We start from the raw sequence: 25,757 nt of genomic DNA on the forward strand, positions 1-25,757 counted from the left end.
TGGCGATGACGGCAGCCAACGATACCAGCGTTTCGATCCAGGACCTGTCGCTGAATTTCGGCGCGGTGACCGTCCTGGAGACGCTCAATCTGGATGTCGCCGATGGCGAGTTCATCGTGCTGCTCGGGCCGTCCGGCTGCGGCAAGTCGACCTTGCTCAATTGCATTGCCGGCCTGCTCGACGTTTCCGAAGGCCGCATCTTCATCAAGGGCAAGAACGTCACCTGGGAAGAGCCCAAGGACCGCGGCATCGGCATGGTGTTCCAGTCCTATGCGCTCTATCCGCAAATGACGGTGGAGAAGAACCTGTCCTTCGGGCTGCGTGTCGCCGGCACGCCAAAAGAAGAGATCGCCAAGCGGATCGCGCGGGCGGCTGAAATCCTGCAGATCGAGCCGCTGCTGCAGCGTAAGCCGGCCGCACTTTCCGGCGGCCAGCGCCAGCGCGTCGCCATCGGACGGGCGCTGGTGCGCGATGTCGACGTGTTCCTGTTCGACGAGCCGCTGTCCAATCTCGATGCCAAGCTGCGCGCCGAACTGCGCGTCGAGATCAAACTGCTGCATCGCAAGCTGCAGAACACCATGATCTACGTCACCCACGACCAGATCGAGGCGATGACGCTGGCCGACCGCATCGCGGTGATGAAGGGCGGCGTCATCCAGCAGCTCGATGCGCCGCAGACCATCTACAACCGTCCGGTCAACCGTTTCGTCGCCGGCTTTCTCGGTTCGCCCGCAATGAACTTCGTCGATGGCCACCTGGAAGACGCCGACGGCGGCTGGCGGTTCGCGGCCGGGGATATCAAGATCCCGCTCGGCACTTACGACTTTGCCAAGCCTCCGGCTCCCGGCCCCGTCACATTCGGTATCAGGCCCGAGCATGTCAGCCTGAACAGCGGCACCGGCTGGCCGTTCTCGATGGCCGCCAATGTCGAGGTGGTCGAACCCATGGGCTCCGACACGCTGGTCTGGCTGAAGCTTGCCCAGCAGAATTTCAGCGTCCGAGTGACCTCGGAACGCACGCCCAAGAACGACGAGGCGGTGACGCTTGGATTCGATCCGATGCGCGCCTCGCTTTTCGACACCGCAACCGGCACACGCATCTAGCTTCCGAGAACCAACCTTCCAACGACGATCCCCAAGCAAAACGGACAGAGACGATGAATTGGTCATTCCAACTTTACAGCGCCCGCAATTTCCAACCCTGGGACGGTGTGCTCGCCATGCTCGGCAAGCTCGGCTACGCCCAGGTCGAAGGTTTCGGCGGCGTCTATGATGATCCCAAGGCATTCCGTGCCGAGCTCGACAGGAACGGGCTTGCCATGCCGACTGGGCATTTCTCGATCGACGCGCTCGAGAACGATTTTGACGGCGTGCGCAAAACCGCCGACGCACTCGGTATCACGCTGCTCATCTGCCCTTTCCTGATGCCCGACCAGCGGCCATCCGACGTGGCCGGCTGGCGTGGTTTCGGCGAACGCCTGGCCAAGGTCGGTGATGCCGCGAAAAAGGCCGGCTACGGCTTTGCCTGGCACAATCATGATTTCGAGTTCAAGAAACTTGCCGACGGATCGGTGCCGCAGGACCACATCCTGTCATCCGCGCCCGATGTCAGCTGGGAGATGGACGTTGCCTGGGTGGTGCGCGGCGGCGATGATCCGCTGCCGTGGATCGAGAAACACGGCAAGCGCATCAGCGCCGTCCACGTCAAGGACATGGCCAAGCCCGGCGAGGGGCTGGATGAGGATGGCTGGTCGGATGTCGGCCATGGCACCATCGACTGGGCCGGCCTGATCAAGGTGTTGCGTGCCAGGAGTGCTGCCCAATACTACGTCATGGAACAGGACAACCCCAACGACATCGAGCGTTTCGCCCGCCGCTCCATCGCAGCCGCCAAAACCTATTAGGAGCAATCAGCATGGCAAAGAAACTTGGCATCGGCGTGATCGGCTGCGGCAACATCTCGAAGGCGTATTTTTCGCTGGCGCCGCTGTTCCGCGGCATCGAGATGCGTGCCTGCGCCGACATCAACATGGAGGCGGCCAAGGCGCGGGCGAAGGAGTTCAAGCTGCGCGCCGAAACCGTCGAAGACCTGCTCAAGGCCGACGACATCGACATCATCGTCAATCTGACCATCCCGGCGGTGCACTATGAGGTGTCAAAGCAGATCCTCGACGCCGGCAAGCACGTCTATTCGGAAAAGCCGTTCGTGCTGTCGGTCAAGGAAGGGCTCGACCTTAAGAAGCGGGCGGAGAAAAAGGGTCTGCGCATCGGCTCGGCGCCAGACACTTTCCTCGGCGGCGCGCACCAGCTGGTACGCAACCTGATCGACACCGGCAAGCTTGGCAAGGTCACGAGCGGTACCTGCCATGTCATGGGTCACGGCATGGAGCACTGGCACCCCAATCCGGATTTCTTTTTCCAGCCAGGCGCGGGGCCGGTGCTCGACATCGGACCATATTACATCACCAATCTGATCCAGCTGATCGGGCCGGTGAAGCAGGTCGCGGCCTTCGCCACGACGCCAGCCAAGGAGCGCACGATCAGTTCAAAGCCGCGCGCGGGTGAAAAGATACCGGTCAACACACCGACGACCATCCATGGCCTGCTGGAGTTCGAGAACGGCGCCGTTATCACGCTCAACACCAGCTGGGACGTCTGGGCCCACGGCCACGCGCCGATGGAGCTTTATGGCGAGGCGGGTACGGTGTTTGTGCCGGACCCGAACTTCTTCGGTGGTGACGTTCGCTTCACCGTCGCGGCCAAACCGGTCAAGAAGCTGCCGAACTGGCCGCATCCGTTCGGCGTGCCCAACGAGATGCATTCGCAAGGCATGATGGCCAACTACCGCACGTCAGGCCTTGCCGATATGGCGGTGGCGATCGCGGAAGGCCGGCCGCACCGCTGTTCGATGGAGCTGGCGCTGCACGCCGTCGACGTGATGACCGGCCTGCTGCGTTCCGGCGAAACCGGCAAGTTCGTCGCCATGCAGACCACCTGCGAACGGCCGGCCGCACTTGGCGTCAAGGAAGCCAAGGCGCTTTTGGCGAAGAAGAAATAGGGCAGCACACCTCAACCCTCTCCCCGTTTCGACGGAGAGAGGGTAAGGGTGGGGGGCAGAGCCAACTCGCCGCGTTGTGACGAATGCAGCCGACCGGCTCGTTTCCATTCGAGGATTTTCCGATGCCCTACACGCCCGCCGAAAACCGTTACGAGAAAATGGTCTACAACCGCTGTGGCCGCTCCGGCCTGAAGCTGCCGGCGATCTCGCTGGGCCTGTGGCACAATTTCGGCAACGACACGCCGCATAAGACCAAGCAGGCGATCGCGCGCAAGGCCTTCGACCTCGGCATCACGCATTTCGACCTCGCCAACAATTACGGTCCGCCGCCCGGTTCTGCCGAAACCGCCTTCGGTGAGATCCTGCGCACCGACTTCGCTGCCTACCGCGACGAATTGATCATCTCGACCAAGGCCGGCTACCAGATGTGGGCCGGGCCCTACGGCGAATGGGGTGGGCGCAAATACATTCTGGCCAGCCTCGACCAGAGCCTCAAGCGGATGGGGCTCGACTATGTCGATATCTTCTATTCGCACCGTTTCGATCCCGACACGCCGCTGGAAGAAACGATGGGTGCGCTCGACCATGCCGTGCGCTCGGGCAAGGCGCTCTATGCCGGCATCTCGTCCTACAATTCGCAGCGCACGCGCGAGGCGGCCGATATCTTGAAGCAGCTTGGCACGCCTTGCGTCATCCACCAGCCGAGCTATTCGATGCTGAACCGCTGGGTGGAGGAAGACGGCTTGCTCGACACGCTCGAAGGGCTCGGCGTTGGCTCCATCGTGTTCTCGCCGCTGGCGCAAGGCATGCTGACGGACAAGTATCTCGGCGGCATTCCGGACGGCAGCCGTGCGTCGCAGGGCAAGTCGCTGAAGACAGCCTTCATCAACGACAAGACCATCGCCAACATCAAGGCGCTCGACGCCATCGCCGGCAGGCGCGGACAGACGCTGGCGCAGATGGCGCTGGCCTGGGTGCTGCGCAAGGGGAGGGTGACCTCGGCACTGATCGGCGCCAGCCGGCCGGAGCAGGTCGAGGACTGCGTCGGCGCGCTCAAGGCGCTCGACTTCAGCGATGCCGAACTCGCCGAGATCGACACCTACGCGCGCGAATCCGACATCAATCTGTGGGCGGCTTCTGCCGAGCGCAAAGGCCCGCCGAGGAAATAGGTCCGCTCGATAAGCCGGCAAAGCGAAAAACGGCGGGCAACCTGCCTGTTGCCCCGCTCCGATCGATGTTCTCGGCCGCCTTGCGGGCAGAATGCTGGAAACAGTAGCAAAAATGCCTGTTCGTCGCTATCTGGGGGGACATGGATCGTTTGTGCGCGGCGCAAGCGACGCAAGGCGAGTTGGAAACAGGATCATGGCGGCAAGGGATGTGCTGACGAAAAACCAGCTGTGCGTGCTCGAGAAACTCGAGACCGCCAGCGGACCGCTCAGTGCCTACACCTTGCTCGACCAATTGCGCGAGCGCGGTTTTCGCGCACCGCTTCAGGTCTATCGCGCGCTCGACACGCTGGTGAAGTCAGGTTTCGTGCATCGGCTTGAAAGCATCAATTCCTTCGTCGCCTGCGCCGAGCCGCATGACCACAGCCATTCGATGACTGCCTTCGCCATTTGCGACACATGCGGGCAGGTCACCGAGATGTCCGACCACGATGTCGGCCACAGCTTGGACGAATGGGTGCGCTCCACCGGCTTCGCCGCCAAGAAGGCGGTGATCGAGTTTCGCGGGACATGTGCCAAGTGTTTGGCTGAGGCGGCTTGAGGTGAGTTGATATTCAGATGATGCCGGCCTGCAAATGGCGGCTTCCTGCGCTTCCGGTGCTCACGTACGAAAAGTACGCTCCGCTCCGGCTCCCGGAATCCACCATTTTCGACTCGGCCTGATCTGAATCTCAACACACCTTGCGTTGGTGCTAATGCGCCTCGTCCCAATTGTTGGCGGCGCGCGCGTCGACATGCAGCGGCACCGACATCGAGACCGCCGGCATCGCCGCGTTTTCCATGACATGACGCACGACCGGGATCGTCGCCTCGACTTCCGCCTCGACGGTCTCGAAGATCAGTTCGTCATGCACCTGCAGCAGCATGCGTGCCGAAAGCCCTGCTCTTTCCAGCGCCTCCTCCATGCGGATCATGGCACGGCGGATGATGTCGGCGGCGGTGCCTTGCAGGCGGGCGTTGATCGAGGCTCGCTCGTTGAAAGCGCGCAGGGACGGGTTCGAGGAGCGGATGTCGGGGTAATGGATGCGGCGGCCGAAGATCGTTTCGACAAAGCCATGCTCGCGGGCATAAGCCTTGGTCTCCTCGATGTAATCGCGGATGCCGGGGAAGCGCTCGAAATATTTCTTGATGTAGTTGCCGGCTTCCTCGCGCGGGATCGACAACTGGTTGGCGAGACCGAAGGCCGAAATGCCGTAGATGATGCCGAAATTGATCGCCTTGGCGCGGCGGCGAACCTCCGAGGGCATGCCTTCGACCGGCACGTTGAACATCTCCGACGCGGTGATGGCGTGGATGTCGGCGCCGTCGGCGAAAGCCTGCCGCAGTTGCGGGATCTCGGCGACATGGGCGAGCACCCGCAATTCGATCTGGCTGTAGTCGGCCGAGACCAGCCGATGGCTCTTGTCGGTGATGAAGGCGGTCCTGATCTTGCGGCCTTCGGCGGTGCGCACCGGAATGTTCTGCAGGTTCGGGTCGGAGGACGACAGGCGTCCCGTCGTCGTCGCGGCCAATGCGTAGGAGGTGTGGACGCGCTTGGTGTCGGGATGGATGAAGCCGGGCAGCGCATCGGTATAGGTCGATTTCAGCTTGGTCAGCTGGCGCCAGTCGACGATTTTGCGCGGCAGTTCGTGACCTTCGGCGGCGAGATCTTCGAGAAGCTGCGCCGACGTCGACCACTGGCCGGTCTTGGTCTTGGAACCGCCGGGCAGGCCCATGCGCCCGAACAGGATGTCGCCGAGCTGCTTTGGCGAACCGATGTTGATGCGTTCGCCGATGAGCTGGTAGATTTCCTCTTCGAGGCGAGCGGCGCCCTGCGCCAATTCGCCGGAGAGCCGCGATAGGATCTGCCTGTCGACCGAGATGCCGCGCTGTTCCATGCGCGCCAGCACCGGCACCAGCGGCCGCTCCAGCCGCTCATAGACAGACACCAGGCCCTTGGCGGCAAGCCGCGGTTTCAGCACCAGCCAGAGCCGCAGCGTCACATCGGCGTCTTCGGCGGCATGAGCCGTCGCCTTGTCGATGTCGACCTGATCGAAACCGACCGAGCTTTTGCCCGAGCCGGTCACGTCCTTGAGCTGAAGAGGGGTATGACCGAGCCACTTTTCGGCAAGCGCATCCATGCCGTGACCATGGGGCGTACCGGCATCGAGCACGTAGGAGATCAGCATCGTGTCGTCGAACGGTGCGACATCGACGCCGTAGCGGCTCATGATGACAAGATCGTATTTCAGGTTCTGCGCGATCTTGAGAACCGATCTGTCTTCGAGCAGCGGTTTCAGCACCGCCAGCGCCTCGCGCAGCGGAATCTGGTTTTCGAGCGCGCCACCACCGAGCAGGTCGCCATTGCCGCTCATATGGGCGAAGGGAATGTAGGCGGCGCGTCCGGGAGCCGTGGCGATGGCCATGCCGATCAGTTCCGCCTGCATCGGATCGGCGGATGTCGCCCTGACGTCGAAGGCGGCGATGCCAGCCTCCCGTGCCTCGGCGACCCAGGCTTTCAGGGTCGAGATATCGCGGATGCAGTGATAGGCCGAAATGTCGATCTTGCCGGTGGCCGCGCGCTCCAGCCTTAGTGCCGCGAGCAGGGAGGGGGTATCGCCTTGTTTTGACGTCTCCGCCGTCCCGCCGGCTTCGTCCGGTTCAGTGCCAGGCGCGTTTCGGGCAACCGGCGGCAAACCGGCGCCAACGTCTGGGCCATGGGCATGATCGGCGCGTTCGACGGTGACCGCGACGGCCTGGACGTCGCCGGCCTCGGTGCTGGTCGCTTCCGCGACACGGCGGGTCAGCGAGGTGAATTCCATGGTCTTGAGGAAACCGATCAGCTTCGGGCCGTCGGGCGCGTGCAGGACGAAATCCTCCAGACCCTCGGTCACCGGTACGTCGTTCATCAGCGTCACCAGCTGACGAGAAATGCGCGCCTTGTCGGCGTTGGCGATGATCGATTCCCGGCGCTTGTCCTGCTTGATCTCGCCGGCCCGGGCCAGCAGCGTGTCGAGGTCACCGAACTGTTCGAGCAGTTGCGCCGCCGTCTTCGGCCCGATGCCGGGCACACCAGGCACATTGTCGACCGAATCGCCGGTCAGTGCCTGCAGGTCGACCATCTTCTCCGGCGGCACGCCCCATTTCTCGATGACCTCCGGAATTCCGATCTGGCGGTCCTTCATCGGGTCGTACATGGCGACCGTATCGCCAACCAGCTGCATCAAATCCTTATCGGAGGAGATGATGGTGGTATCGCCGCCGGCTTCGCAGGCGAGCCTCGCATAGGTGGCGATCAGATCGTCAGCCTCGTAGCCTTCGATCTCGACGCAGGGCAGGTTGAACGCCCTGGTCGCCTGGCGGATCAGGCCGAATTGCGGGATCAAATCTTCCGGCGGTGCCGAGCGGTTGGCCTTGTATTCGGGGTAGAGGTCGTTGCGGAAGGTTTTTGACGAATAGTCGAAAATGACGGCGAAATGCGTCGGCACGATGCCTACATCGGTATTGCGGGCGTCGAGCATCAGCTTCCACAGCATGTTGCAGAAGCCGGAAACGGCGCCGACCGGCAGGCCGTCGGATTTGCGGGTCAGCGGCGGCAGCGCGTGATAGGCACGGAAGATGTAGCCGGAGCCGTCGACAAGGAAGAGATGATCGCCTTTTTTCATGCCGGCAGGGATAGCGCGGCGCGGCGGCTTGGTCCATGCCAAAGGCAGCCTCGACTATCGGTTCCGGCAACACCCTGACAGATCGCCGTCACCCTGCTCACGCCCATGTTACAAAACTGTAATTTTCGTGCCCTTGAATCGCCACGTTCAGAGACCCAAATACACGTCATCGGCAGTTTTCGCCGAGTCCGGAGCAAGGCCCGTCCCCCGCCTATCCCGGACACCTGCGGCAGCCTATCCCCCCTCTCCGGGCTGCCGCATCGTTTCGAGTAGAAGGCCGCCGTGGTTCCCCCTCCACCACGGCGGTCTTTTTTTGCCTCGCAGAGACGTTTGCAGCCCGTGGTCCAATGATCGCGGGCTTTTCGTTTTCCCGTCATGCCTTTACGGTTCCGGTTCTGAATCGAAAGGCTTCACATATGTCCGCAGTTTCCCCCGTCCTCGACCGTCTCGACAAGAATCTCGACCAGAGCCTCGAGCGCCTGTTCGGCTTGCTCAGGATCAAGTCCATCTCCACCGATCCAGCCTATGCCGCCGACTGCCGCAAGGCGGCGGAATGGCTGGTGGCCGAACTCGAGCTGATCGGCTTCGACGCCAGCGTTCGCGACACGCCCGGCCACCCGATGGTGGTTGCGCACCATGACGGCCCGGCCGGTTCGCCGCATGTGCTGTTTTACGGCCATTATGACGTTCAGCCGGTCGACCCGATCGAATTGTGGGAAAGCGATCCGTTCGCGCCTGCTGTCAAGGAGGTCGGGCCGGACCACAAGGTGATCGTCGGTCGGGGGTCGGCCGACGACAAGGGCCAGTTGATGACCTTCGTCGAGGCTTGCCGCGCCTGGAAACAGGTGCATGGCAATCTGCCTTGCCGCATCACCATCCTGTTCGAGGGCGAGGAGGAATCCGGTTCGCCTTCGCTGAAGCCGTTCCTCGAGGCCAATGCCGGCGAACTCAAGGCCGATTTCGCGCTGGTCTGCGATACCGGCATGTGGGATCGCGACACGCCGTCGATCTGCGTCGGATTGCGCGGGCTGGTGGGTGAGGAGATCACGGTGAAGGCCGCCGACCGCGACCTGCATTCGGGCCTCTATGGTGGTGCCGCCGCCAACCCGATCCGCATCCTGGCCAGGGTGCTGGCCGATATCCACGACAAGGACGGCCACATCACCATTCCCGGCTTCTATGATGGCGTCGAGGAAACGCCGTCGCAGATCCTGAAATCATGGGAGACGCTCGGCGAGACTGCCGAGACGTTCCTGGGACCGGTCGGCCTGTCGATCCCGTCGGGCGAAAAGGGCCGCTCCGTGCTGGAATTGACCTGGGCGCGGCCGACGGCCGAGTTCAACGGCATCATCGGCGGCTATACCGGCAAGGGCTTCAAGACGGTGATCGCGGCCGAAGCCTCGGCGAAGGTCTCCTTTCGCCTCGTCCACAAGCAGGACCCGAAAAAAATCCGGGCCGCGTTCCAGAAGTTCGTCAAGGAGCGCATTCCGGCCGACTGTTCCGTCGAATTCCATCCGCATGGCGGCTCGCCGGCAATCCAGCTTTCCTACGACTCGCCCTTCCTGGCCAAGGCCAAGAATGCGCTGTCCGACGAATGGCCGAAGCCGGCGGTTACGACGGGCAGCGGCGGCTCCATTCCGGTTGTCGGCGATTTCCAGACCTATCTCGGCATGGAATCGCTGCTGGTCGGGTTCGGCCTCGACGACGACCGCATCCACTCGCCCAACGAGAAATACGAGCTCAGCTCCTTCCACAAGGGCCAGCGCTCCTGGGCGCGGATTCTCGATGCCTTGACGCGCTGAGCAGCGGAACCCCTGTTTTCCTGTTGATTTTTCAGCCGATCGCGGCGAGGACGGGCCACAAGATAAAGCGCTGCAGCATCCCCTGCGGGTCAGGGGGCACTGTAGGGCTCGACCGGAGAAGACAATGGCCGATATCCGTTTCCATAAAAACGACCTGCCCGACCTCTCGCACTACAATGTCGGGGCAGTGGCCATCGACACCGAAACGCTCGGGCTCAATCCGCATCGCGACCGGCTGTGCGTGGTGCAGATTTCGCCCGGCGACGGCAGCGCCGACGTCATCCAGATCGCGCCCGGCCAGAAGAAGGCGCCGAACCTCGTCAGCCTGCTGAGGAACCGTGGCGTAACCAAGCTGTTCCACTACGGCCGCTTCGATCTTGCCGTTCTCTACAATGCGTTCGGCGTCATGCCGGAGCCGGTGTTCTGCACCAAGATCGCCTCGCGGCTCACCCGCACCTACACCGACCGCCACGGGCTCAAGGACATCTGCTTCGAGCTTCTCGGCGTCGGGCTGTCCAAGGCGCAGCAATCGTCGGACTGGGCGGCCGAGACGCTGTCGCCCGAACAGCTCGAATATGCGGCTTCCGACGTGCTCTATCTGCACCGGTTGCGCGATGTACTGGCCGGACGGCTGGCGCGCGATGGGCGGACCAAGGAGGCCGATGCCTGCTTCCGCTTCCTGCCGACGCGTGCCAAGCTTGACCTGATGGGCTGGGACGAAGAGGATATCTTCGCCCATAGCTGAGGGCCGTTGGCGCGCTCCGCGAGCCGGTGACCGTTTGGAACCGGATACAGGCCGTCGCGTTCTGTCGGCTCAGTTTGTCGGTGCAGTTGGGGATAATGACATGGCGGACAGAAAGCCGATTGCGACCGCGCCGACAGACGGCTCCAAGGTCTCCGTGACCTGGAAGGACAGTGACGGCGTCATCAACGAATCCATCGCGCAATATCGCGACGACGGCTGGTGGGTCTATATCGACAGTCACACGCAAAAGAAGGTCGAGCCGACCAGCTGGCGCCCTGCCGCAAGCGACGACGACGATCAATGAGCGCGCCGCTGGTGAGGCCGGCTGCTTTCGAATAGCCTGAAGCCGTTGATATCGAGGCCGATTCGGGGCTTTCCGGTCCGCGGTCGCCCTCTTGCTCGGAGGAAATCGCTATGGGTGTCGAAAGCCTGCTCGTCTTCATCATCATCGGTGCCATCGCCGGCTGGCTCGCCGGTCTCATCGTTTCCGGCTTCGGCTTCGGCCTGATCGGCAACATCATCGTGGGCATCGTCGGTGCGTTCATCGCCGGCTGGCTGTTTCCGCGGATCGGCTTTTCTATCGGCGGCGGCACTCTCGCCGCGATCATCCATGCCACGATCGGCGCCATCATCCTGCTGGTGCTGGTCAAGGTTCTGAAACGAGCCTGAGGCTCGACAACGCAAAGAGCGCGCCATGAAACAGAATACGCTCTATCTCGTCATCGGCGCGCTCGTCGTCGTGGTCATCGCGCTCGGTATCTATGTCTATCGCGAGCAGACCAAACCCAAGGGCGTCGAGCTCAAGATCGACGACAAGGGCATTTCGATCCAGCAGAACTAAGCTATGCGGGGGCGCGACATGGTTGCTTCTGACGCCCCGGAAGACGTCGATCAGCCCCCGATCACCGTGGCGGAATGGGAGAGGCTGAACAGACCGCCAAGGCGCGAGGCGCTGCTGCGCTATCGTTGGCGGGTGTTTCGCTTTCTGAGGACATCCGCACCGGTCAGCGAATTGCAGGGGCAAGAGCAGGTATTCCGCGATGCGGTCGTCGCCACTGTGGCCTTCAACCGGCCCGAAATGATCGAATGGCAGATCCACCTGGTACGCCGATACCTGGCCGAGCACGAAAGCTACATCGTTTTCGACAACAGCAACAAGGGCGAGGCAAGGGAAGCAATCCGCGATCTCTGCCGTCGCCAGCATGTCCCCTATGTCGCATTGCCGAAGAACAGGCTGGTCGTCAGCAGATCGCACGGTCAAGCGCTCAACTGGATCGTGCGGAATTTCTTGCCCAGGTTCGGGCCGAAGCTGTTCGGCTTCATCGATCATGACATCTTTCCGACTGAACCGTTTTCGATCCGCGCCCGGATGGAGGGCAAAAGCCTCTACGGCAGCGTGCGGCGCGATACGCCGACGCCAGGCGGCTGGTTCCTGTGGCCCGGCTTCTGTTTTTTCGACGGAAGCCTGTTGCGGCGACGACTGGATTTCGCCCCGAGCTACAAGTTTCATATGGATTCCGGCGGTGGCAACTGGCCTGTGCTCTACAGGTCGATCGATCCGGCGCTGATTCGATTCGCTGAAAACAAATCGCTTCGCTTCGGCGCCGGACATGATCAATCCGAGGATTTTTTCATGATTGTCGATGGCTGGCTGCACGTCACGAACGCCTCGAACTGGAGGCGACAGCCGGTCGACAGGGGCGAACACATTGTCGCGCTGTTGCGGCAAGCCGGCGGTCCCGACCAGCCGGATGTGAAGTTCGAGCCCATCTGAACGAGACAGCGAACAGCGTGGCGTCAGTAACCTGCAAAGAGCAGACGCTGGCCTTTTTGGCTGCCCAACCCCAAGGCCGGCATTCGAACACGACTTAACCCGCCCTTAAATCGCCGCATCTACTCTTCAACCCGAACGCCATAGGCATCGGGGACATCAAGCACAGCGCATGGCGAACCGCAGAGACAGTCGCATCGAACCCAGTTTCGAGGGGCCGCCGCAGGCGCGGTCCTCGGCGGGTCTTTCGGTGAACGAGGAGGATCGCGTCGTGCCGAGCAATCGCAAAGCCTCCGCAAAACGCAAGCCGGCCAAAGGGAAATCGTCGCGGGTCAAGCGCGGCAGAAGCCGGCGCGGCCTGTTCGGCGTGCTCGGCCGGCTATTCTACTGGTGCTTCGTGCTCGCCATCTGGGGCGGCATCGCCGTGGCCGGCATCGTCATCTACTACGGTGCCAAGATGCCGGCGGCGACGACCTGGTCGATTCCCGACCGCGCCCCCAACATCAAGATCGTCTCGGCAGATGGCCAATTGCTCGCCAATCGCGGCATGAGCGGCGGCGAGGCGGTCGGCCTGCACGAAATGTCGCCCTATATCCCGGAAGCCGTCATCGCCATCGAAGATCGGCGCTTCTACTCGCATTTCGGCATCGACCCGATCGGGCTTTCCCGCGCGATGGTCACCAATGTGCTTGGCGGGCATTTCTCGCAGGGTGGCTCGACGCTGACCCAGCAATTGGCCAAGAACCTGTTCCTGACACCCGACCGCACGCTGGAGCGCAAGGTGCAGGAAGTGCTGCTGGCGCTATGGCTGGAGCACAAGCACACCAAGGACCAGATCCTCGAAATGTACCTGAACCGGGTCTATTTCGGTTCCGGCGCCTATGGCGTCGAAGCCGCCTCGCGCCGCTATTTCGGCAAGAGCGCGCGCGACGTCACCCTGTCGGAAGCCGCATTGCTTGCCGGCCTGCTGAAGGCGCCGTCGCGGCTGTCCCCGGCACGCGATCCGAAGGCCGCCGAGGAACGCTCGCAGCTGGTGCTTGCCGCCATGCGCGACGAGGGCAAGATCAGCGCCAAGGAACTGACCTCGGCGATGAGCGCGCCGGCAACGCGTGCGCCTTCCTATTGGACCGGCTCGGAGAATTACGTCGCCGATACCATCATGGAGGAACTGCCCGACCTGATCGGCGACGTACGCGGCGATATCGTCATCGACAGCACCGTCGACCTGAACCTGCAGAAGCTCGCCGAGCAATCGATCCGCAGGCTGATCGACGACAGCGGCAAGAAACTCAACGTCAGCCAGGGCGCCCTGGTGTCGATCGACGATTCCGGTGCGGTGCGCGCCATGGTCGGCGGCTACGACTATTCGACCAGCCAGTTCGACCGTGCTTCGGAGGCACGTCGCCAGCCGGGCTCGGCATTCAAGCCGTTCGTCTATATGGCCGCTCTTGAAGCCGGCCGCACGCCCGACAGCATCCGCAACGATGCGCCGATCAAGATCGGCAACTGGACGCCCGACAATTACGGCGGCAAGTATTTCGGCAAGGTGACGCTGGCCACCGCGCTGGCCAAGTCTCTGAATTCGGTGGCAGCGCAGCTGACCATGGAGGTTGGGCCGAACGCGGTTGTCGAGGCGGCGCACCGCATGGGCATCCAGTCCGACCTGACAGCCAACACCTCGATCGCGCTCGGCACTTCGGAAGTGACGCCGCTGGAGCTGACGTCGGCCTATGTCCCCTTTGCCAATGGCGGCTACAAGCCCGACATCCATTTCATCCGGCGCGTGACGACCACCGAGGGCAAGGTGCTTTACGACAGCGGCGGCGGCAGCGCGCCGCGCGTCGTCAAGCCTGAGATCGTCGGCATGATGAACTCGATGATGACGGGCACGGTTGAGATCGGCACTGCCCGGAAAGCGGCTTTCGCCTGGCCATCGGCCGGCAAGACCGGCACCAGTCAGAATTCGCGCGACGCCTGGTTCGTCGGCTACACCGCCAATCTCACCACCGGTGTGTGGTTCGGCAATGATGATGGCAGCCCGATGAAGAAGGTCACCGGCGGCGCACTGCCGGCGCAGGCCTGGCACGAGTTCATGGTTGCGGCCCACGAGGGTGTGCCGGTGCGGCCGCTGCCCGGCACCTGGAAGTCGACGCCGGCCGACACAATCGTCCCCGACGAGATACCCTCGGCGAACAACACGGCGCCGGTTCCGTCCACGTCGGTCGGTCAGCAGGCACCGGCGCGGCCAACAGCGCCGGTTGCCCAAGCGCCAGCGCCGGTCCGCGCGGCTCGTCCCGCCCAAACCGTCGATGCCGATGGCCTTTCCATGCCGGGGGATGACGGCGCCACCGCGTCGATCAAGCACCCGGTGCCGCCAGGCGACGTCGGCGGCCCGCGCAAGAAGCGGCAGACCTCGATCCTCGACCTCCTTGGCGGCTGAGTAGACCCGCTAATTCGCCTTTGATTTGGCGCTGCCCAGCTTCTTGCTGTCAAAGGTCAGTTTGTCGCTGTGAATCTTGCCGTCGCTGATGGTGAGGTGCTTGGCGCAGGAAAGCGCGCCGGACGACTTTGTCATCAATTCATACATAAGCAGCGCCTGGTGATCGTCTCCGAAGGCCGCGATCATGCGCACACCGGTCACATCCTGTGAAAGTTTGGTCAGGCCCTCGAGGCAGGGGGCCTTGCCAGTCGACTGTTGCATCGGCCCATCAAAAACGACGTCGTCGGCGACATAGGATGCTGCCTTTTCGAGGTCGTGTCCTGTCCACGCTTTGGTGAAGGCAGTGGCGATGTCGAGGGGTGCTGTCTGTGTCATGGCTTTGTCCTGATAGATTGATTCAGAACCCCGCGCCCTTTCCGCATTCAAGGACCAACGGCGAGCCAGCTTCCCGGTTCCTCCTTTGAGGTGAGTGGTGACATTTCGGCCTCTCGCCACCTCGGCGGCGTTCGGCTACATCTGCCGGCTGGAGACCTGAAATGACTGAACTCGACACCCGAAAGACCATCGTGCTGACCGGCGCCAGCCGCGGCATCGGCCACGCCACCGTCAAGCGTTTTTCGCGCGAGGGCTGGCGCGTCATCACCTGCTCCAGGCAGGCTTTCGCCGAGGACTGCCCGTGGCCGGCCGGGCCGGAAGACCACATCAAGGTCGATCTCGCCGATCAGGAGGATGTCGGCATCGCCGTCTCCGAAATTCGCCACCGGCTGGAAGCGCATGGCGGCCAGTTGCATGCGCTGGTCAACAATGCCGGCATTTCGCCGAAGCTCAAGGACGGCAACAGCCGCATGAATTCGATCGACACGCCGATGCATGTCTGGCGCGACGTGTTCCAGGTCAATTTCTTCGCGCCGATCATGCTGGCGCGCGGGCTGTTCAAGGAACTGGCGGCGGCCAAGGGCTCGATCGTCAACGTAACCTCGATCGCCGGAACCCGCGTGCATCCTTTCGCAGGCACGGCCTACGCGACATCGAAGGCGGCACTCGGCTCGCTGACGCGCGAGATGGCACATGATTTCGGCCCGCACGGCATCCGCGTCAACGCGATTGCGCCGGGCGAAATCGATACCGCGATCCTGTCGCCGGGCACGGACAAGATCGTCGAGACCATTCCTCTCAGGCGCCTTGGTACCACGGCCGAAGTCGCCGACATCATCTTTTTCCTGTGCTCGCAGCAGGCGTCGTATGTGACTGGCTCGGAAATCCACATCAATGGCGGCCAGCACGTGTGACAAAACAGGATGCTCATCCTGTTATGGTGAGAACAGCCTTGCCGCTGAAGCTGCGCTGGCGCAGTGCGTCCAGCGCTTGAGCGACGTCTGTCCACGGCGCCGTCAAGGCCACGCGCGTTTCGAGCCGGCCGGCTGCGACCAGAGCGAGCAGTGAGGCGATGTCCTCGCCGATGCCTGGACCAGACGTGTAGTACGCAAAAGTCTGAAGCCTTGCCCCTTCATGATCCGGAACGAACTGGCGGAATCCGACGGGCGTCAGCTCGCCGCTGCTCGAACCGAACATGACGATGGTCCCGCCAGGTGCGATACGTTCGATCGCGCGTGCGAGGCTTTGGCCGCCGACCGACTCGGTGATCAGCGAGAACGGCCCCTCGGCCAGATCGATCGCTTCGACAACCTGCCGGGCTCCGAGGCCGCGGAGATCGTCGGCGTGCCGGGCCGCGGCGATTGCCGTCACCGAGGCGCCTTGCTCGCGGGCGATCTGGATCTGAAAACGGCCGACCGCTCCGCTTGCACCCGTGATCAAGACCTGCTGGCCGGCGAGGTCGCCGCCATGGCGTAGAGTCCTTAGTGCCGTCGTACCGGCGACAGGAAGCGTGGCTGCGGAAACGAAACTGACGTCATCCGGCAGGACGGCGAGACGGTCGATTGGGACTGCGATGCGTTCGGCCCAACCGGCCTCGTCGACCAAAGCAACAACCCGGGCGCCGACGGCTGGCCCGGAACCATCGGCTGCTCTTCGTTCGACAATCCCCGCGATGTCCTGGCCGGGTATCCAGCCCTCGGGGCGTATGGCAAGCAGGCGCAGTTCGCCCCGGTTCAACGAAGTTGCGTGGACAGAGACAAGCGCTTCGTTCGAAGCCGGTTGAGGCTCGGCGATGTCGGCGAGCCTCAACCCGGTCGCGCTTTCGGGAGAGATGACCAGGGCGAGCATGGCGTACCTTGTTGCTGGCTTGTCGGTGCCAGCTTGCTGTGGAAAGCACGGCAAGCTGAGTACGAGCCGGAGCTTATCGACTTTCGCTGTTAAAGAATTTAGCTATCGTGGCGTTTAATCGCTAATAACAGTCAACCATGAGACAACCCCTCAGCTACCCCTGGCTCGATCTCGATGTGGATGACCCTGCCGCGCCGGCGATTGTCGTGCGCGTCGACATCCCCGAGACCAGAGCGGAAGTCCCCGCCCATCGGCACCGCAAAGGCCAACTCGTCTTCGCACTCGGCGGTGGCGTCACATGCCGCGTTCCAAGCGGTCTATGGATGGTGCCGCCGCATTGCGGGGTGTGGATCCCCGGCGGCATGGAGCACAGCAATGTCGCAACCGCCAACGCCCGGATTTTTTTCGTCTACATAGAGCCGGGAGCCGCCGATCTGCCGGAGCGGTGCTGCACGTTTTCAATCTCGCCCCTGCTGCGCGAATTGATCATCGAGCTTTCCGATCGGGTGGAGGGTGACGGGGCGAGGGGCGAACTCTTGACCAAGATGCTGCTCACCGAATTGCCACGCATGCCTGTCCAGCAATTGCACCTGCCGATCTCGTCCGAGCCACGCTTGAACAGGATCGCCGAAGCGTTGGCGCAAGATCCTGCCGACCGCAGCACACTGGCGGAATGGGCCAACCGCATCGCGCTCAGCGAGAGCAGCCTCGCCCGCCTTGTGGCAAAGGAGACGGGGCTGAGTTTCGGGCGCTGGCGCCAGCAATTGCACTTGATCGTTGCAATTCGGGAACTGGCTTCCGGCAAGAGTGTCCAGCAGGTCTCGGGCGATCTCGGCTATGGTTCCGTTACGGCTTTCATCATCATGTTCAAGAAGGCGCTTGGGAAGCCGCCGGCCAAATACCTCAGCGGTATCGCGCAAAATGGCGGCTCTGCATTCGTGGCGTGATGCTCGCTTGAAAGGGTGGTCGAGCCGATCACGTTGCCAGCGTGCGAGAGTGCAGCTTGGGCTTTGGGACTCAGGCCACCGACGGCTCGGCGGTTTCGCGCCTCAACTCCGGTTTGGAACCGAGAACTTCTTCCACAATCCCGCGCGCAATCTCGCGCTCGCCCATGATCACCGTATCGGCGCCCAAACCCTTGAGATGTTCGACCTCGGCATCGGAATGGGCACGGGCGATGACGTTGATAGCGGGATTGGCGGCGCGCGCGCGGAGCACGATCTGGCCGGCTTCGAAGGCATTGGGGATCGCAAGGATCAGCCGGCTGGCGCCCTCGGGATTGGCGGCGGCGAACACTTCGGCATTGGCCGCATTGCCGGCGACGGTCTCGACGCTGTCCGTTTTCAGCTTCGCCAGCGTCTTGTCGGCGTCCTCGATGACCAGGAAGGGCATTGCCGCGCCTTTCAGCGCCGAGCCGACCAGGCCACCGACACGGCCGTAGCCGATCAGGATGGCATGGCCGGTGAGTGTCGTCTTTGGCGGCGGCCCGTCCTCCTTTTTCGCCGCTGCCGCGACAGAGGCCACCTGGCCCGGCTCCGTCGCCGGACCAACCGGTTTTGCCTCGACCGGTGGTGCCGTCCTGGCGGCGCGCCGTTCCAGCCATGGCTTCATCCAGTCGATGGCCAGGAACATCAGCGGGTTGAGGACAATCGACAGGATCGCACCGGCCAGAATGAGGTCGCGGCCCTGTTCCGGCAGCAGCTTCAGCCCGACGCCGAGTTCAGCCAGGATGAAGGAGAACTCGCCGATCTGGGCGAGGCTTGCCGAGATTATCAGCGCCGTGGCGATGGGATAGCCGAAGGCAACAACGATGGCGAACGCGGCCAGTGATTTGCCGATGACGATGATGGCGAGCGTCGCCAGGATCGGCCAACCATTGCTGATCAGGCTGAACGGGTCGAACAGCATGCCGACCGAGACGAAGAACAGCACGGAGAAGGCATCGCGCAGCGGCAGCGATTCTTCCGCCGCGCGGTGGCTGGGTTCGGATTCGCTCATGATCATGCCGGCGAAGAAGGCGCCCAGCGCCAGCGAGACACCGAACAGTTTGGCCGCACCGAAGGCGACGCCGAGCGCGATGGCCAGAACCGCCAGCCGGAACAGTTCGCGCGAGCCGGTATGGGCGACATAGTGCAGGATCCAGGGAATGACCCGGCGGCCGACCACCAGCATGACGATGACGAAAGCGGCGACCTTGGCCAGTGTGATGCCGACGACGCCCCAGATGCCGTAGCTGGCCGGCAGCGACAGCAGGCCGCTGGCATGGGCGTCGGCCTGCTCCTGGCCGCCGAGCACGCCAGCGAGCGCCGGCAGCAGCACCAGCGCCAGCACCATGGCCAGATCCTCGACGATCAGCCAGCCGACGGCGATGCGGCCGCGCTCGGTCTCGATCATCCGCCGTTCCTGCAGGGCACGCAGCAGCACCACGGTCGAGGCGACCGACAACGCCAGGCCGAACACCAGCCCCGCGCCCATCGACCAGCCGAGCATCCAGGCAAGACCAGCGCCAAGCGCGGTGGCAAAGCCGATCTGGACGATGGCGCCCGGCACGGCGATGGCACGCACCGACAGCAGATCCTTGAGCGAGAAGTGCAGCCCGACGCCGAACATCAGCAAGATGACGCCGATTTCGGCCAGTTCGTTGGCAAGCCCGGCATCGGCGACGAAGCCGGGCGTGTTCGGCCCGACCAGCACGCCGGCTATGAGATAACCGACCAGGGGCGGAATGCGGAAGCGGTTGGCGAGAGCCCCGAAGACGAAAGCCAGCCCCAGACCGGCGACGATGGTGGCGATAAGGGGCGTGTCATGCGGCATTGTCTATGGAGCGCCTTTCAAGTCAGCGATGTTGGATGAGCGCCGCCCAAGGCCGCCGCCTGTTTGCAATATGATGGATGGTATGTCGGCGATGCAACCCGCAAAGCCGTGAAATCGACGGCGCTGCCGCGAAAATTTGACCGGCAGCTGAGAAGCTGCCGGCCGGATCGGAATTTGTGCGGAGCTATTCGTCTCGATTCGTCAGGGCCGATCGATGATCAGGCTGCCCGCAGCAAGGCCTCGATTTCCGGTATGGCATGGTTGGTCAATGTCTTGGGAATTTCGGCGGTCACCTTGTCCCCGACCTCCTTGTGCAGCTTTTTGCGCATTGTCCCAAGCACCACCGGCGGCGCGACGAGCACGATCTCGCTGAACTCGCCGTCATGCGCGAGCTTGTAGAGCCGGGCGGCGATTTCATCGGCAAAACGCTCCTTGCCGATGCGGTGCCAGTCCGTATCCTCGACTGCGCTGCGGTGTACGGAGGGACCATCACTGTATCGGCCGGGGCTGTCACTGCCTTGCTCGCGGGTGGGCGGGTTGTCCTGCTGCATTTCCTGCACCACCTCGAGATTCGGATATTTGTTGTCACCGGCGTTCCTGAGGAAAAGCGCCTTCTCGCCATCGGCCACGATCACCCAGATACCGTGCTTGAGTATGATTGTGTTCATGATGACAGGGCTCCTTTTTAGCCGCGTGGCGACCTTTAGTTGGCATTCCGCAGCCGGATTTCGATCCGACATGACGGGCCTTTTGAGAACGCACCTCGAGCCGGTAATGTTCCAGTCGGCAGCCACGTCGGCGTTGGACATTCTGGCTATCCCGAGGTTGCGACTTTAATCTACTAACTTGGTAGAATTTAGAAAAAACAGTTTTGCGGCTTTTCTCGCCGGGCGCTAAAAGAGCCACAAATCAAGGCCTGCGACAGCAGCTTGAATCCGCTCTATCTGTAAATGAGAAATATTTTTCTCTTGGCCGGGATGCTTTCAGAAAAGCAATTGCATCCCGATAAGGGATGCGCGAGTGCGTTCCTTCTGGTTTCTCGCGCTCGCGCGTAGAACTGCAGCTCATTGAGGATTCCGCTCGCGTCCATGTCGCACACTGCTCCCAAGCTCAACGCCTTCCCCGTGTTCATGCGGGTTGAGGGCGAAGCTGTGGCCATCGTCGGGGGCGGCGAAGAGGCGCTGGCCAAGGCGCGGCTGATCGGACAGTCGAGCGCGGTCCTGCGGATCGTCGCGGAACATGCCGAGCCCGACCTGCTCGCCTTCGTCGCCCAGGCCGGCGCGACGCATTTTGCCGCGGCTTACGAGGCGTCGCAGCTCGAAGGCGCGGTCATGGTGTTTGCCGCCAGCGGCGACGAGGAACTCGACCGCCGGGTGGCCGCGGATGCGCGCCGCCTAGGCATTCCGGTCAATGCCGTCGATCGGCCCGAGCTTTGCGATTTCTTCACCCCGGCGCTGGTCAACCGCGCGCCGGTGGCCATCGCCATCGGCACCGAGGGTGCAGGCCCGGTGCTTGCCCAAATGTTGCGCGGCCGCATCGACCGCATGCTGTCGCCGTCGCTCGGGCCGCTGGCAATTCTTGCGGCTTCGTTTCGCGGGGCTGCCGAGAAGCTGCTGCCGAGAGGCAATGCCCGCCGCCGCTTCTGGCATGATTTCTTCTCTGGCGCTCCTGCGCGCGCGGCTGAAGCCGGCCAGCTTTCGCAGGCGCATGACGCCGCCGTCGATCTTCTGCTGTCGAACACGCCCGCTTGCGGTCACATCGCGCTGGTTGGCGCCGGTCCGGGCGCCGAGGATCTATTGACCTTGCGAGCCCATCGTCTGCTGATGGAAGCCGATGTCATCGTCCATGACGCCCTTGTGCCCGAGGCGGTCGTTGCCATGGGTCGCCGCGATGCCGAGCGCCTGCCGGTCGGAAAGCGCAAGGGCTGCCACACCAAGAGCCAGGCTGAGATCAATGCGCTGCTGGTCGAGCTTGGCCGTGAAGGCAAGCGTGTCGTGCGGCTGAAGTCGGGCGATCCGCTGGTGTTCGGCCGGGCCGGCGAAGAGATGGCGGCACTTCGCGACGCTGGCATCGCCTATGAGGTGGTTCCGGGCGTCACCGCGGCCTTTGCCGCCGCCGCCGATTTCGAACTGCCGCTGACCTTGCGCGGTGTCTCCTCGTCGATGGTGTTCACCACCGGCCACGACCTCAAGGGCAATTCGCTGCCCGACTGGGCCAAGCTCGCGATTTCGGGCGCCACCGTCGCCGTCTATATGGGCCGCTCGGTGGCGGCCGAGGTTGCCGGACGGCTGATCGAGGCCGGCCTGTCGCCGGACACTGCGGTGGTCGTGGTCGAGAATGCCAGCCTCGCCAACCGGCGGCGCTTCCACGGCACGCTTGCCGACCTGCCGTCGCTGGAAGCGCGCGCCGATCTTTCCGGCCCGGTCATGACCATCATCGGCGATGCGGTCGCCGGCGCCAACTTTGAACGGTCCGAGCCGCTGGCGGCACACAGGCATGAAGGCGCGTCCAGTTCGGTCGCCGAAGGAGTTCAGCAATGAAGATACTGACCGCCAACCGCCTCACCGACGGCATCGCCGTCTGGTACGCCGATGGCGGCTGGGCCGAGACGGTGGATCATGCCGACCTCGCCCATGACAAGGCAGCCGATGACAGGCTCGAGGCGATCGGCGCCAAGGCCTATGCCGCCAACGAAGTGGTCGACGTCAATTTGATCGACGCTGAAGTCGTCAACGGCGTCGTCCAACCGGTGCGGCTGCGCGAGAAGATCCGCGCCGCCGGCCCGACCATCCGCAACGATCTCGGCAAGCAGGCTGCGCGGGCAGCATAACCAAGACACCAGGCATGGGCGGACGCGCCCCGAAAGACCAAGCATGTACCGTTACGATGAGTTCGACCACGATTTTGTCCAGGCCCGCGTCGCCGAGTTCAGCGACCAGGTGCAGCGCCGTCTTGCCGGCGAGATCACCGAGGACCAGTTCCGGCCATTGAGGCTGATGAACGGCGTCTATCTGCAGCTGCATGCCTACATGCTGCGCATCGCGGTGCCCTATGGCACGCTGAACGGCAAGCAGCTGCGCATGCTCGGCCACATCGCCCGCAAATACGACAAGGGCTACGGCCATTTCACCACGCGCCAGAACATCCAGTTCAACTGGCCGGCGCTGTCGGACATTCCGGCGATCCTGGCCGATCTCGCAAGCGTGGAGATGCACGCCATCCAGACCAGCGGCAATTGCATTCGCAACGTCACCGCCGACCACTTCGCCGGCGCTGCCGCCGACGAGGTCGCCGATCCGCGTCCCTACGCGGAGATCCTGCGCCAGTGGTCGTCGGTGCATCCGGAATTCTCGTTCCTGCCGCGCAAGTTCAAGATCGCGGTGACGGGGGCCGAGCGCGACCGCGCCGCCATCCAGACCCACGACATCGGCCTGCACCTGAAGAAGAACGCCGCCGGCGAACTCGGTTTCGCCGTCTATATCGGCGGCGGCCAGGGCCGCACGCCAATGGTTGCCCGCAAAATCCGCGACTTCCTGCCGGAAGCCGACCTTTTGTCCTACTGCACGGCGATCCTGCGCGTTTACAACCTCTATGGCCGCCGCGACAACAAGTACAAGGCGCGCATCAAGATCCTCGTCCATGAGACCGGGGTCGAGGAGATCACCCGCCAAATCGAGGCCGAGTGGCAAGAGTTGAAAGACGCCCAGCTGAAGCTGCCGGAAGCCGATATCCGCGCCATCGAGGCCTATTTCGCGCCACCGGCACTCGCTGAGCGGCCGGAAGGCGACCAGGCGGTCAAGCTGGCGCGGCTCGATTCCAAGGGGTTCTCGGAGTGGCTCGACCAGAATGTCGTGACGCACCGCCATCCCGATTATGCGGCTGTGACGATCTCGCTGAAGGGCATCGGCGAGGTGCCCGGCGACGCCTCGGACAGCCAGATGGACGCAATCGCCGACATCGCCGAGACATATGGCTTTGACGAGCTGCGTGTCAGCCATGAGCAGAACCTGATCCTGCCGCATGTGGCCCGCGCCGACCTCAAGGCGGTCTATGATGCGCTGGTCGGCATCGGCCTGGCGACGGCCAATTCCAACCTGATATCGGACATCATCGCTTGCCCGGGCCTCGACTACTGCGCGCTGGCCACGGCGCGCTCGATCCCGATCGCGCAGGAAATCTCGCGCCGCTTCGCCTCGCTTGAGCGGCAGCGCGAGATCGGCGAACTGAAGCTGAAGATCTCCGGCTGCATCAACGCCTGCGGTCATCACCATGTCGGCCACATCGGCATCCTCGGCGTCGAGAAGAAGGGCTCCGAACTCTATCAGGTGACGCTGGGCGGCTCGGCCGACGAGAACACCTCGGTCGGCGAGATCATCGGCCGCGGCTTCTCTTCGGAAGAGATCACCGACGCCATCGAACAGATCGTCGAGACCTATCTCGGCCTTCGGCTCGACCCACAAGAGAAATTCATCGACGCCTACCGCCGAGTCGGTCCCGCGCCGTTCAAGGAGGCGCTCTATGCTGGCGAAGCCAAGGCCGCTTGACCGTATTGGAGACGTCGATGACGGCATCGCCGCCAAAGCGGCGGGGCTCGATGCGCTCTATGGTCATCTGAAGCCGCTCGAGATCATCGAACGCTCGGCCCGCGAACTGTTCCTCGACGAGATCGCGGCGGTGTCGTCGTTCGGCGCGGATTCGGCTGTGCTGCTGCACATGATCGCCAAGATCGACCGGACGCTGCCGGTCATCTTCCTCGACACCGGCAAGCATTTCGAGGAGACGCTCGGCTATCGCGATGCGCTTGCCGCCGATTTCGGGCTGACCAACATAAGGGTGATCAAACCCGAGGAAGCAGCACTCGAACGGATCGATCCGACGGGCAATCTGCACCAAAGCGATACCGATGCCTGCTGCGACGTGCGCAAGGTGGAGCCGCTGGCGCGCGGTGTCGCGCCATTTCGTGCCTGGCTCACTGGCCGCAAGCGTTTTCAGGCCGAGACGCGGGCAGCGCTGCCGGTGTTCGAGGCGGTCGGGCCGCGCATCCGCATCAATCCGCTGGCGCATTGGACGACATCGGACCAGGCCGACTATATGCGCGCGCATGCGCTGCGCGAAAATCCGCTGGTCGCTTATGGCTATCTGTCGATCGGCTGCTTCCCGTGCACGCAGCCGGTGCAGCCGGGCGAGGACGCGCGCAGCGGCCGCTGGGCCGGTCATGCCAAGACCGAGTGCGGCATTCACCTGTCGGGGCTGGAGAAGTCGCTGACCGACGCATCCCTTTAGGATATGCTGATATTCAGGTAAGGCTGGCCTGCAAACGGCGGCTTCCTGCGCTTCCGGTGCTCACGTACTTCAAGTACGCTCCGCTCCGGTTCTCGGAAGCCGCCATTTTCGGCGCAGCCTGACCTGAATCTCAACACATCCTTGGTTCGTTTGACTGTTTAGGAACTTTTTGATGACTGGACCGACGACACCGGAAACTCGGCTCTGGACCCCTGCGGGTTTTCAGGAGGATGAGTGGACGCATGCCGAAAGCGCCGATGCGCTGTCCGGCAACGGCCGCTTCATCCTGCCGTTGCAAATCTTCCTCGATCTCGATCCGGAGGTGCGCCGCTCGGCCAAGGAAAGGCTCGGCGTCCTGCTGCAGCCGGGTGATCAGCTCGAGAAGATCGCCGACCTGCTCGACCAGCTGTCGCTGGTGGCGCTGGCCTTTCCGGCCTTCAGCGACGGCCGCTCCTTCTCCAAGGGAGAACTGCTGCGCGGCCGCTACCATTTCGAAGGTGCCGTTCGCGCTACCGGCCAGGTGCTGGTCGACCAACTGCCGCATATGCTGCGCCTGGGCTTCGGCGAGTTCGAGATATCGAACTCCGTGCTGTTGAAGCGTCTGGAGGAGGGCCGCACCGGCGGATTGGGGCTCTACTACCAGCCAGCCGCCGTGCCGGAACCAAAAGGCCCGAAATACTCCTGGCGGCGCGTTCGCAGCGGCTGACGTTGCGGTAATTCCGCGCGTCTTTACAACGCCCCCTGTTCAAGCC

The 25,757-nt window shown here is 63.2% G+C and carries 24 protein-coding genes; 19 read left to right on the plus strand and 5 right to left on the minus strand.

The window, feature by feature from the left end:
• Positions 1-5 precede the first annotated feature (5 nt).
• The 5 genes from MESCI_RS08530 to MESCI_RS08550 all read left to right on the plus strand — a co-directional run bounded on the left by MESCI_RS08530 (position 6) and on the right by MESCI_RS08550 (position 4,824).
• Complete coding sequence (locus MESCI_RS08530) at positions 6-1,103, plus strand: ABC transporter ATP-binding protein (protein WP_013529542.1); 1,098 nt, start codon at positions 6-8, stop codon at positions 1,101-1,103.
• A 53-nt stretch (positions 1,104-1,156) separates the two neighbouring features.
• Complete coding sequence (locus MESCI_RS08535; RefSeq protein ID WP_013529543.1) at positions 1,157-1,903, plus strand: sugar phosphate isomerase/epimerase family protein; 747 nt, start codon at positions 1,157-1,159, stop codon at positions 1,901-1,903.
• An 11-nt stretch (positions 1,904-1,914) separates the two neighbouring features.
• The gene (locus tag MESCI_RS08540; RefSeq protein ID WP_013529544.1) at positions 1,915-3,057 is read left to right on the plus strand and encodes a Gfo/Idh/MocA family protein; all 1,143 of its coding nucleotides are present in this window, start codon (positions 1,915-1,917) and stop codon (positions 3,055-3,057) included.
• Between the two features lie 122 nt (positions 3,058-3,179).
• Positions 3,180-4,226 carry an L-glyceraldehyde 3-phosphate reductase gene (gene mgrA / locus MESCI_RS08545; RefSeq protein ID WP_013529545.1) on the plus strand — a complete coding sequence of 349 codons (1,047 nt, stop codon included), beginning with the start codon at positions 3,180-3,182 and terminating at the stop codon, positions 4,224-4,226.
• Positions 4,227-4,419: 193 nt separating this feature from the next.
• Positions 4,420-4,824: a Fur family transcriptional regulator gene (locus MESCI_RS08550; protein WP_013529546.1), complete on the plus strand. Its 405-nt coding sequence runs from the start codon at positions 4,420-4,422 to the stop codon at positions 4,822-4,824.
• A 151-nt stretch (positions 4,825-4,975) separates the two neighbouring features.
• Here the strand turns inward: MESCI_RS08550 and polA are convergent, their stop codons facing one another.
• The gene (polA, locus tag MESCI_RS08555) at positions 4,976-7,927 is read right to left on the minus strand and encodes a DNA polymerase I (RefSeq protein WP_164753475.1); all 2,952 of its coding nucleotides are present in this window, start codon (positions 7,925-7,927) and stop codon (positions 4,976-4,978) included.
• Between the two features lie 416 nt (positions 7,928-8,343).
• On the opposite strand from polA, the gene MESCI_RS08560 reads away from it, so the two are divergent.
• The 7 genes from MESCI_RS08560 (at position 8,344) to MESCI_RS08585 (ending at position 14,685) form a co-directional block, all read left to right on the plus strand.
• Positions 8,344-9,729, plus strand: a complete 1,386-nt coding sequence (locus MESCI_RS08560; protein ID WP_013529548.1) for a M20/M25/M40 family metallo-hydrolase — start codon at positions 8,344-8,346, stop codon at positions 9,727-9,729.
• Positions 9,730-9,853: 124 nt separating this feature from the next.
• Entirely contained in the window at positions 9,854-10,474 is a 621-nt protein-coding gene (locus tag MESCI_RS08565) for a ribonuclease D (RefSeq protein ID WP_013529549.1), read from the plus strand.
• A gap of 100 nt (positions 10,475-10,574) precedes the next feature.
• Complete coding sequence (locus MESCI_RS08570; RefSeq protein ID WP_013529550.1) at positions 10,575-10,778, plus strand: hypothetical protein; 204 nt, start codon at positions 10,575-10,577, stop codon at positions 10,776-10,778.
• A 110-nt stretch (positions 10,779-10,888) separates the two neighbouring features.
• Positions 10,889-11,143 carry a GlsB/YeaQ/YmgE family stress response membrane protein gene (locus MESCI_RS08575; protein ID WP_013529551.1) on the plus strand — a complete coding sequence of 85 codons (255 nt, stop codon included), beginning with the start codon at positions 10,889-10,891 and terminating at the stop codon, positions 11,141-11,143.
• 25 nt (positions 11,144-11,168) lie between these two features.
• The gene (locus tag MESCI_RS32245; protein ID WP_013529552.1) at positions 11,169-11,315 is read left to right on the plus strand and encodes a hypothetical protein; all 147 of its coding nucleotides are present in this window, start codon (positions 11,169-11,171) and stop codon (positions 11,313-11,315) included.
• An 18-nt stretch (positions 11,316-11,333) separates the two neighbouring features.
• Positions 11,334-12,248: a hypothetical protein gene (locus tag MESCI_RS08580; protein WP_013529553.1), complete on the plus strand. Its 915-nt coding sequence runs from the start codon at positions 11,334-11,336 to the stop codon at positions 12,246-12,248.
• A 169-nt stretch (positions 12,249-12,417) separates the two neighbouring features.
• Positions 12,418-14,685: a transglycosylase domain-containing protein gene (locus MESCI_RS08585; protein WP_013529554.1), complete on the plus strand. Its 2,268-nt coding sequence runs from the start codon at positions 12,418-12,420 to the stop codon at positions 14,683-14,685.
• Positions 14,686-14,694: 9 nt separating this feature from the next.
• Here the strand turns inward: MESCI_RS08585 and MESCI_RS08590 are convergent, their stop codons facing one another.
• On the minus strand, positions 14,695-15,060 hold the full coding sequence (locus MESCI_RS08590; protein WP_013529555.1) for a nuclear transport factor 2 family protein: 366 nt from the start codon (positions 15,058-15,060) through the stop codon (positions 14,695-14,697).
• Between the two features lie 161 nt (positions 15,061-15,221).
• Between MESCI_RS08590 and MESCI_RS08595 the strand changes: the two genes are divergently transcribed.
• Positions 15,222-15,974, plus strand: coding sequence for an SDR family NAD(P)-dependent oxidoreductase (locus tag MESCI_RS08595; RefSeq protein WP_013529556.1), 753 nt, complete (start codon positions 15,222-15,224; stop codon positions 15,972-15,974).
• A 13-nt stretch (positions 15,975-15,987) separates the two neighbouring features.
• On the opposite strand, the gene MESCI_RS08600 is transcribed toward MESCI_RS08595, so the two are convergent.
• Positions 15,988-16,908 carry a zinc-binding dehydrogenase gene (locus MESCI_RS08600; RefSeq protein ID WP_013529557.1) on the minus strand — a complete coding sequence of 307 codons (921 nt, stop codon included), beginning with the start codon at positions 16,906-16,908 and terminating at the stop codon, positions 15,988-15,990.
• 137 nt (positions 16,909-17,045) lie between these two features.
• On the opposite strand from MESCI_RS08600, the gene MESCI_RS08605 reads away from it, so the two are divergent.
• Positions 17,046-17,855, plus strand: coding sequence for an AraC family transcriptional regulator (locus MESCI_RS08605; RefSeq protein ID WP_013529558.1), 810 nt, complete (start codon positions 17,046-17,048; stop codon positions 17,853-17,855).
• 70 nt (positions 17,856-17,925) lie between these two features.
• Here the strand turns inward: MESCI_RS08605 and MESCI_RS08610 are convergent, their stop codons facing one another.
• Entirely contained in the window at positions 17,926-19,722 is a 1,797-nt protein-coding gene (locus MESCI_RS08610) for a cation:proton antiporter domain-containing protein (RefSeq protein ID WP_013529559.1), read from the minus strand.
• 218 nt (positions 19,723-19,940) lie between these two features.
• Positions 19,941-20,390, minus strand: coding sequence for a baeRF12 domain-containing protein (locus tag MESCI_RS08615; RefSeq protein WP_013529560.1), 450 nt, complete (start codon positions 20,388-20,390; stop codon positions 19,941-19,943).
• Positions 20,391-20,810: 420 nt separating this feature from the next.
• On the opposite strand from MESCI_RS08615, the gene cysG reads away from it, so the two are divergent.
• From cysG to MESCI_RS08640, 5 genes are all read left to right on the plus strand, one after another.
• Positions 20,811-22,262, plus strand: coding sequence for a siroheme synthase CysG (gene cysG, locus MESCI_RS08620; protein ID WP_013529561.1), 1,452 nt, complete (start codon positions 20,811-20,813; stop codon positions 22,260-22,262).
• On the plus strand, positions 22,259-22,552 hold the full coding sequence (locus MESCI_RS08625) for a DUF2849 domain-containing protein (RefSeq protein WP_013529562.1): 294 nt from the start codon (positions 22,259-22,261) through the stop codon (positions 22,550-22,552). Before cysG ends, MESCI_RS08625 begins: the two co-directional genes overlap by 4 nt.
• Positions 22,553-22,595: 43 nt before the next feature.
• Positions 22,596-24,266: a nitrite/sulfite reductase gene (locus tag MESCI_RS08630; protein ID WP_013529563.1), complete on the plus strand. Its 1,671-nt coding sequence runs from the start codon at positions 22,596-22,598 to the stop codon at positions 24,264-24,266.
• A complete protein-coding gene (locus tag MESCI_RS08635; RefSeq protein ID WP_013529564.1) occupies positions 24,241-25,005 on the plus strand; it encodes a phosphoadenylyl-sulfate reductase in 765 nt (254 codons plus the stop codon). The genes MESCI_RS08630 and MESCI_RS08635 overlap by 26 nt, the downstream gene beginning before the upstream one ends.
• Before the next feature lie 172 nt (positions 25,006-25,177).
• Entirely contained in the window at positions 25,178-25,711 is a 534-nt protein-coding gene (locus MESCI_RS08640) for a DUF934 domain-containing protein (RefSeq protein WP_013529565.1), read from the plus strand.
• The last annotated feature ends 46 nt before the right edge of the window (positions 25,712-25,757 follow it).

Origin of the sequence: Mesorhizobium ciceri biovar biserrulae WSM1271, assembly GCF_000185905.1 — a bacterium.
GTDB classification, from domain to species: Bacteria; Pseudomonadota; Alphaproteobacteria; order Rhizobiales; family Rhizobiaceae; genus Mesorhizobium; species Mesorhizobium ciceri.

Bases quoted from the DNA above. Each gene is read 5' to 3' on its own strand.
- MESCI_RS08530 (WP_013529542.1), top strand. From the start codon at position 6: ATGACGGCAGCCAACGATACCAGCGTTTCGATCCAGGACCTGTCGCTG.
- MESCI_RS08535 (WP_013529543.1), top strand. From the start codon at position 1,157: ATGAATTGGTCATTCCAACTTTACAGCGCCCGCAATTTCCAACCCTGG.
- MESCI_RS08540 (WP_013529544.1), top strand. From the start codon at position 1,915: ATGGCAAAGAAACTTGGCATCGGCGTGATCGGCTGCGGCAACATCTCG.
- mgrA (WP_013529545.1), top strand. From the start codon at position 3,180: ATGCCCTACACGCCCGCCGAAAACCGTTACGAGAAAATGGTCTACAAC.
- MESCI_RS08550 (WP_013529546.1), top strand. From the start codon at position 4,420: ATGGCGGCAAGGGATGTGCTGACGAAAAACCAGCTGTGCGTGCTCGAG.
- polA (WP_164753475.1), bottom strand. From the start codon at position 7,927: ATGAAAAAAGGCGATCATCTCTTCCTTGTCGACGGCTCCGGCTACATC.
- MESCI_RS08560 (WP_013529548.1), top strand. From the start codon at position 8,344: ATGTCCGCAGTTTCCCCCGTCCTCGACCGTCTCGACAAGAATCTCGAC.
- MESCI_RS08565 (WP_013529549.1), top strand. From the start codon at position 9,854: ATGGCCGATATCCGTTTCCATAAAAACGACCTGCCCGACCTCTCGCAC.
- MESCI_RS08570 (WP_013529550.1), top strand. From the start codon at position 10,575: ATGGCGGACAGAAAGCCGATTGCGACCGCGCCGACAGACGGCTCCAAG.
- MESCI_RS08575 (WP_013529551.1), top strand. From the start codon at position 10,889: ATGGGTGTCGAAAGCCTGCTCGTCTTCATCATCATCGGTGCCATCGCC.
- MESCI_RS32245 (WP_013529552.1), top strand. From the start codon at position 11,169: ATGAAACAGAATACGCTCTATCTCGTCATCGGCGCGCTCGTCGTCGTG.
- MESCI_RS08580 (WP_013529553.1), top strand. From the start codon at position 11,334: ATGGTTGCTTCTGACGCCCCGGAAGACGTCGATCAGCCCCCGATCACC.
- MESCI_RS08585 (WP_013529554.1), top strand. From the start codon at position 12,418: ATGGCGAACCGCAGAGACAGTCGCATCGAACCCAGTTTCGAGGGGCCG.
- MESCI_RS08590 (WP_013529555.1), bottom strand. From the start codon at position 15,060: ATGACACAGACAGCACCCCTCGACATCGCCACTGCCTTCACCAAAGCG.
- MESCI_RS08595 (WP_013529556.1), top strand. From the start codon at position 15,222: ATGACTGAACTCGACACCCGAAAGACCATCGTGCTGACCGGCGCCAGC.
- MESCI_RS08600 (WP_013529557.1), bottom strand. From the start codon at position 16,908: ATGCTCGCCCTGGTCATCTCTCCCGAAAGCGCGACCGGGTTGAGGCTC.
- MESCI_RS08605 (WP_013529558.1), top strand. From the start codon at position 17,046: ATGAGACAACCCCTCAGCTACCCCTGGCTCGATCTCGATGTGGATGAC.
- MESCI_RS08610 (WP_013529559.1), bottom strand. From the start codon at position 19,722: ATGCCGCATGACACGCCCCTTATCGCCACCATCGTCGCCGGTCTGGGG.
- MESCI_RS08615 (WP_013529560.1), bottom strand. From the start codon at position 20,390: ATGAACACAATCATACTCAAGCACGGTATCTGGGTGATCGTGGCCGAT.
- cysG (WP_013529561.1), top strand. From the start codon at position 20,811: ATGTCGCACACTGCTCCCAAGCTCAACGCCTTCCCCGTGTTCATGCGG.
- MESCI_RS08625 (WP_013529562.1), top strand. From the start codon at position 22,259: ATGAAGATACTGACCGCCAACCGCCTCACCGACGGCATCGCCGTCTGG.
- MESCI_RS08630 (WP_013529563.1), top strand. From the start codon at position 22,596: ATGTACCGTTACGATGAGTTCGACCACGATTTTGTCCAGGCCCGCGTC.
- MESCI_RS08635 (WP_013529564.1), top strand. From the start codon at position 24,241: ATGCTGGCGAAGCCAAGGCCGCTTGACCGTATTGGAGACGTCGATGAC.
- MESCI_RS08640 (WP_013529565.1), top strand. From the start codon at position 25,178: ATGACTGGACCGACGACACCGGAAACTCGGCTCTGGACCCCTGCGGGT.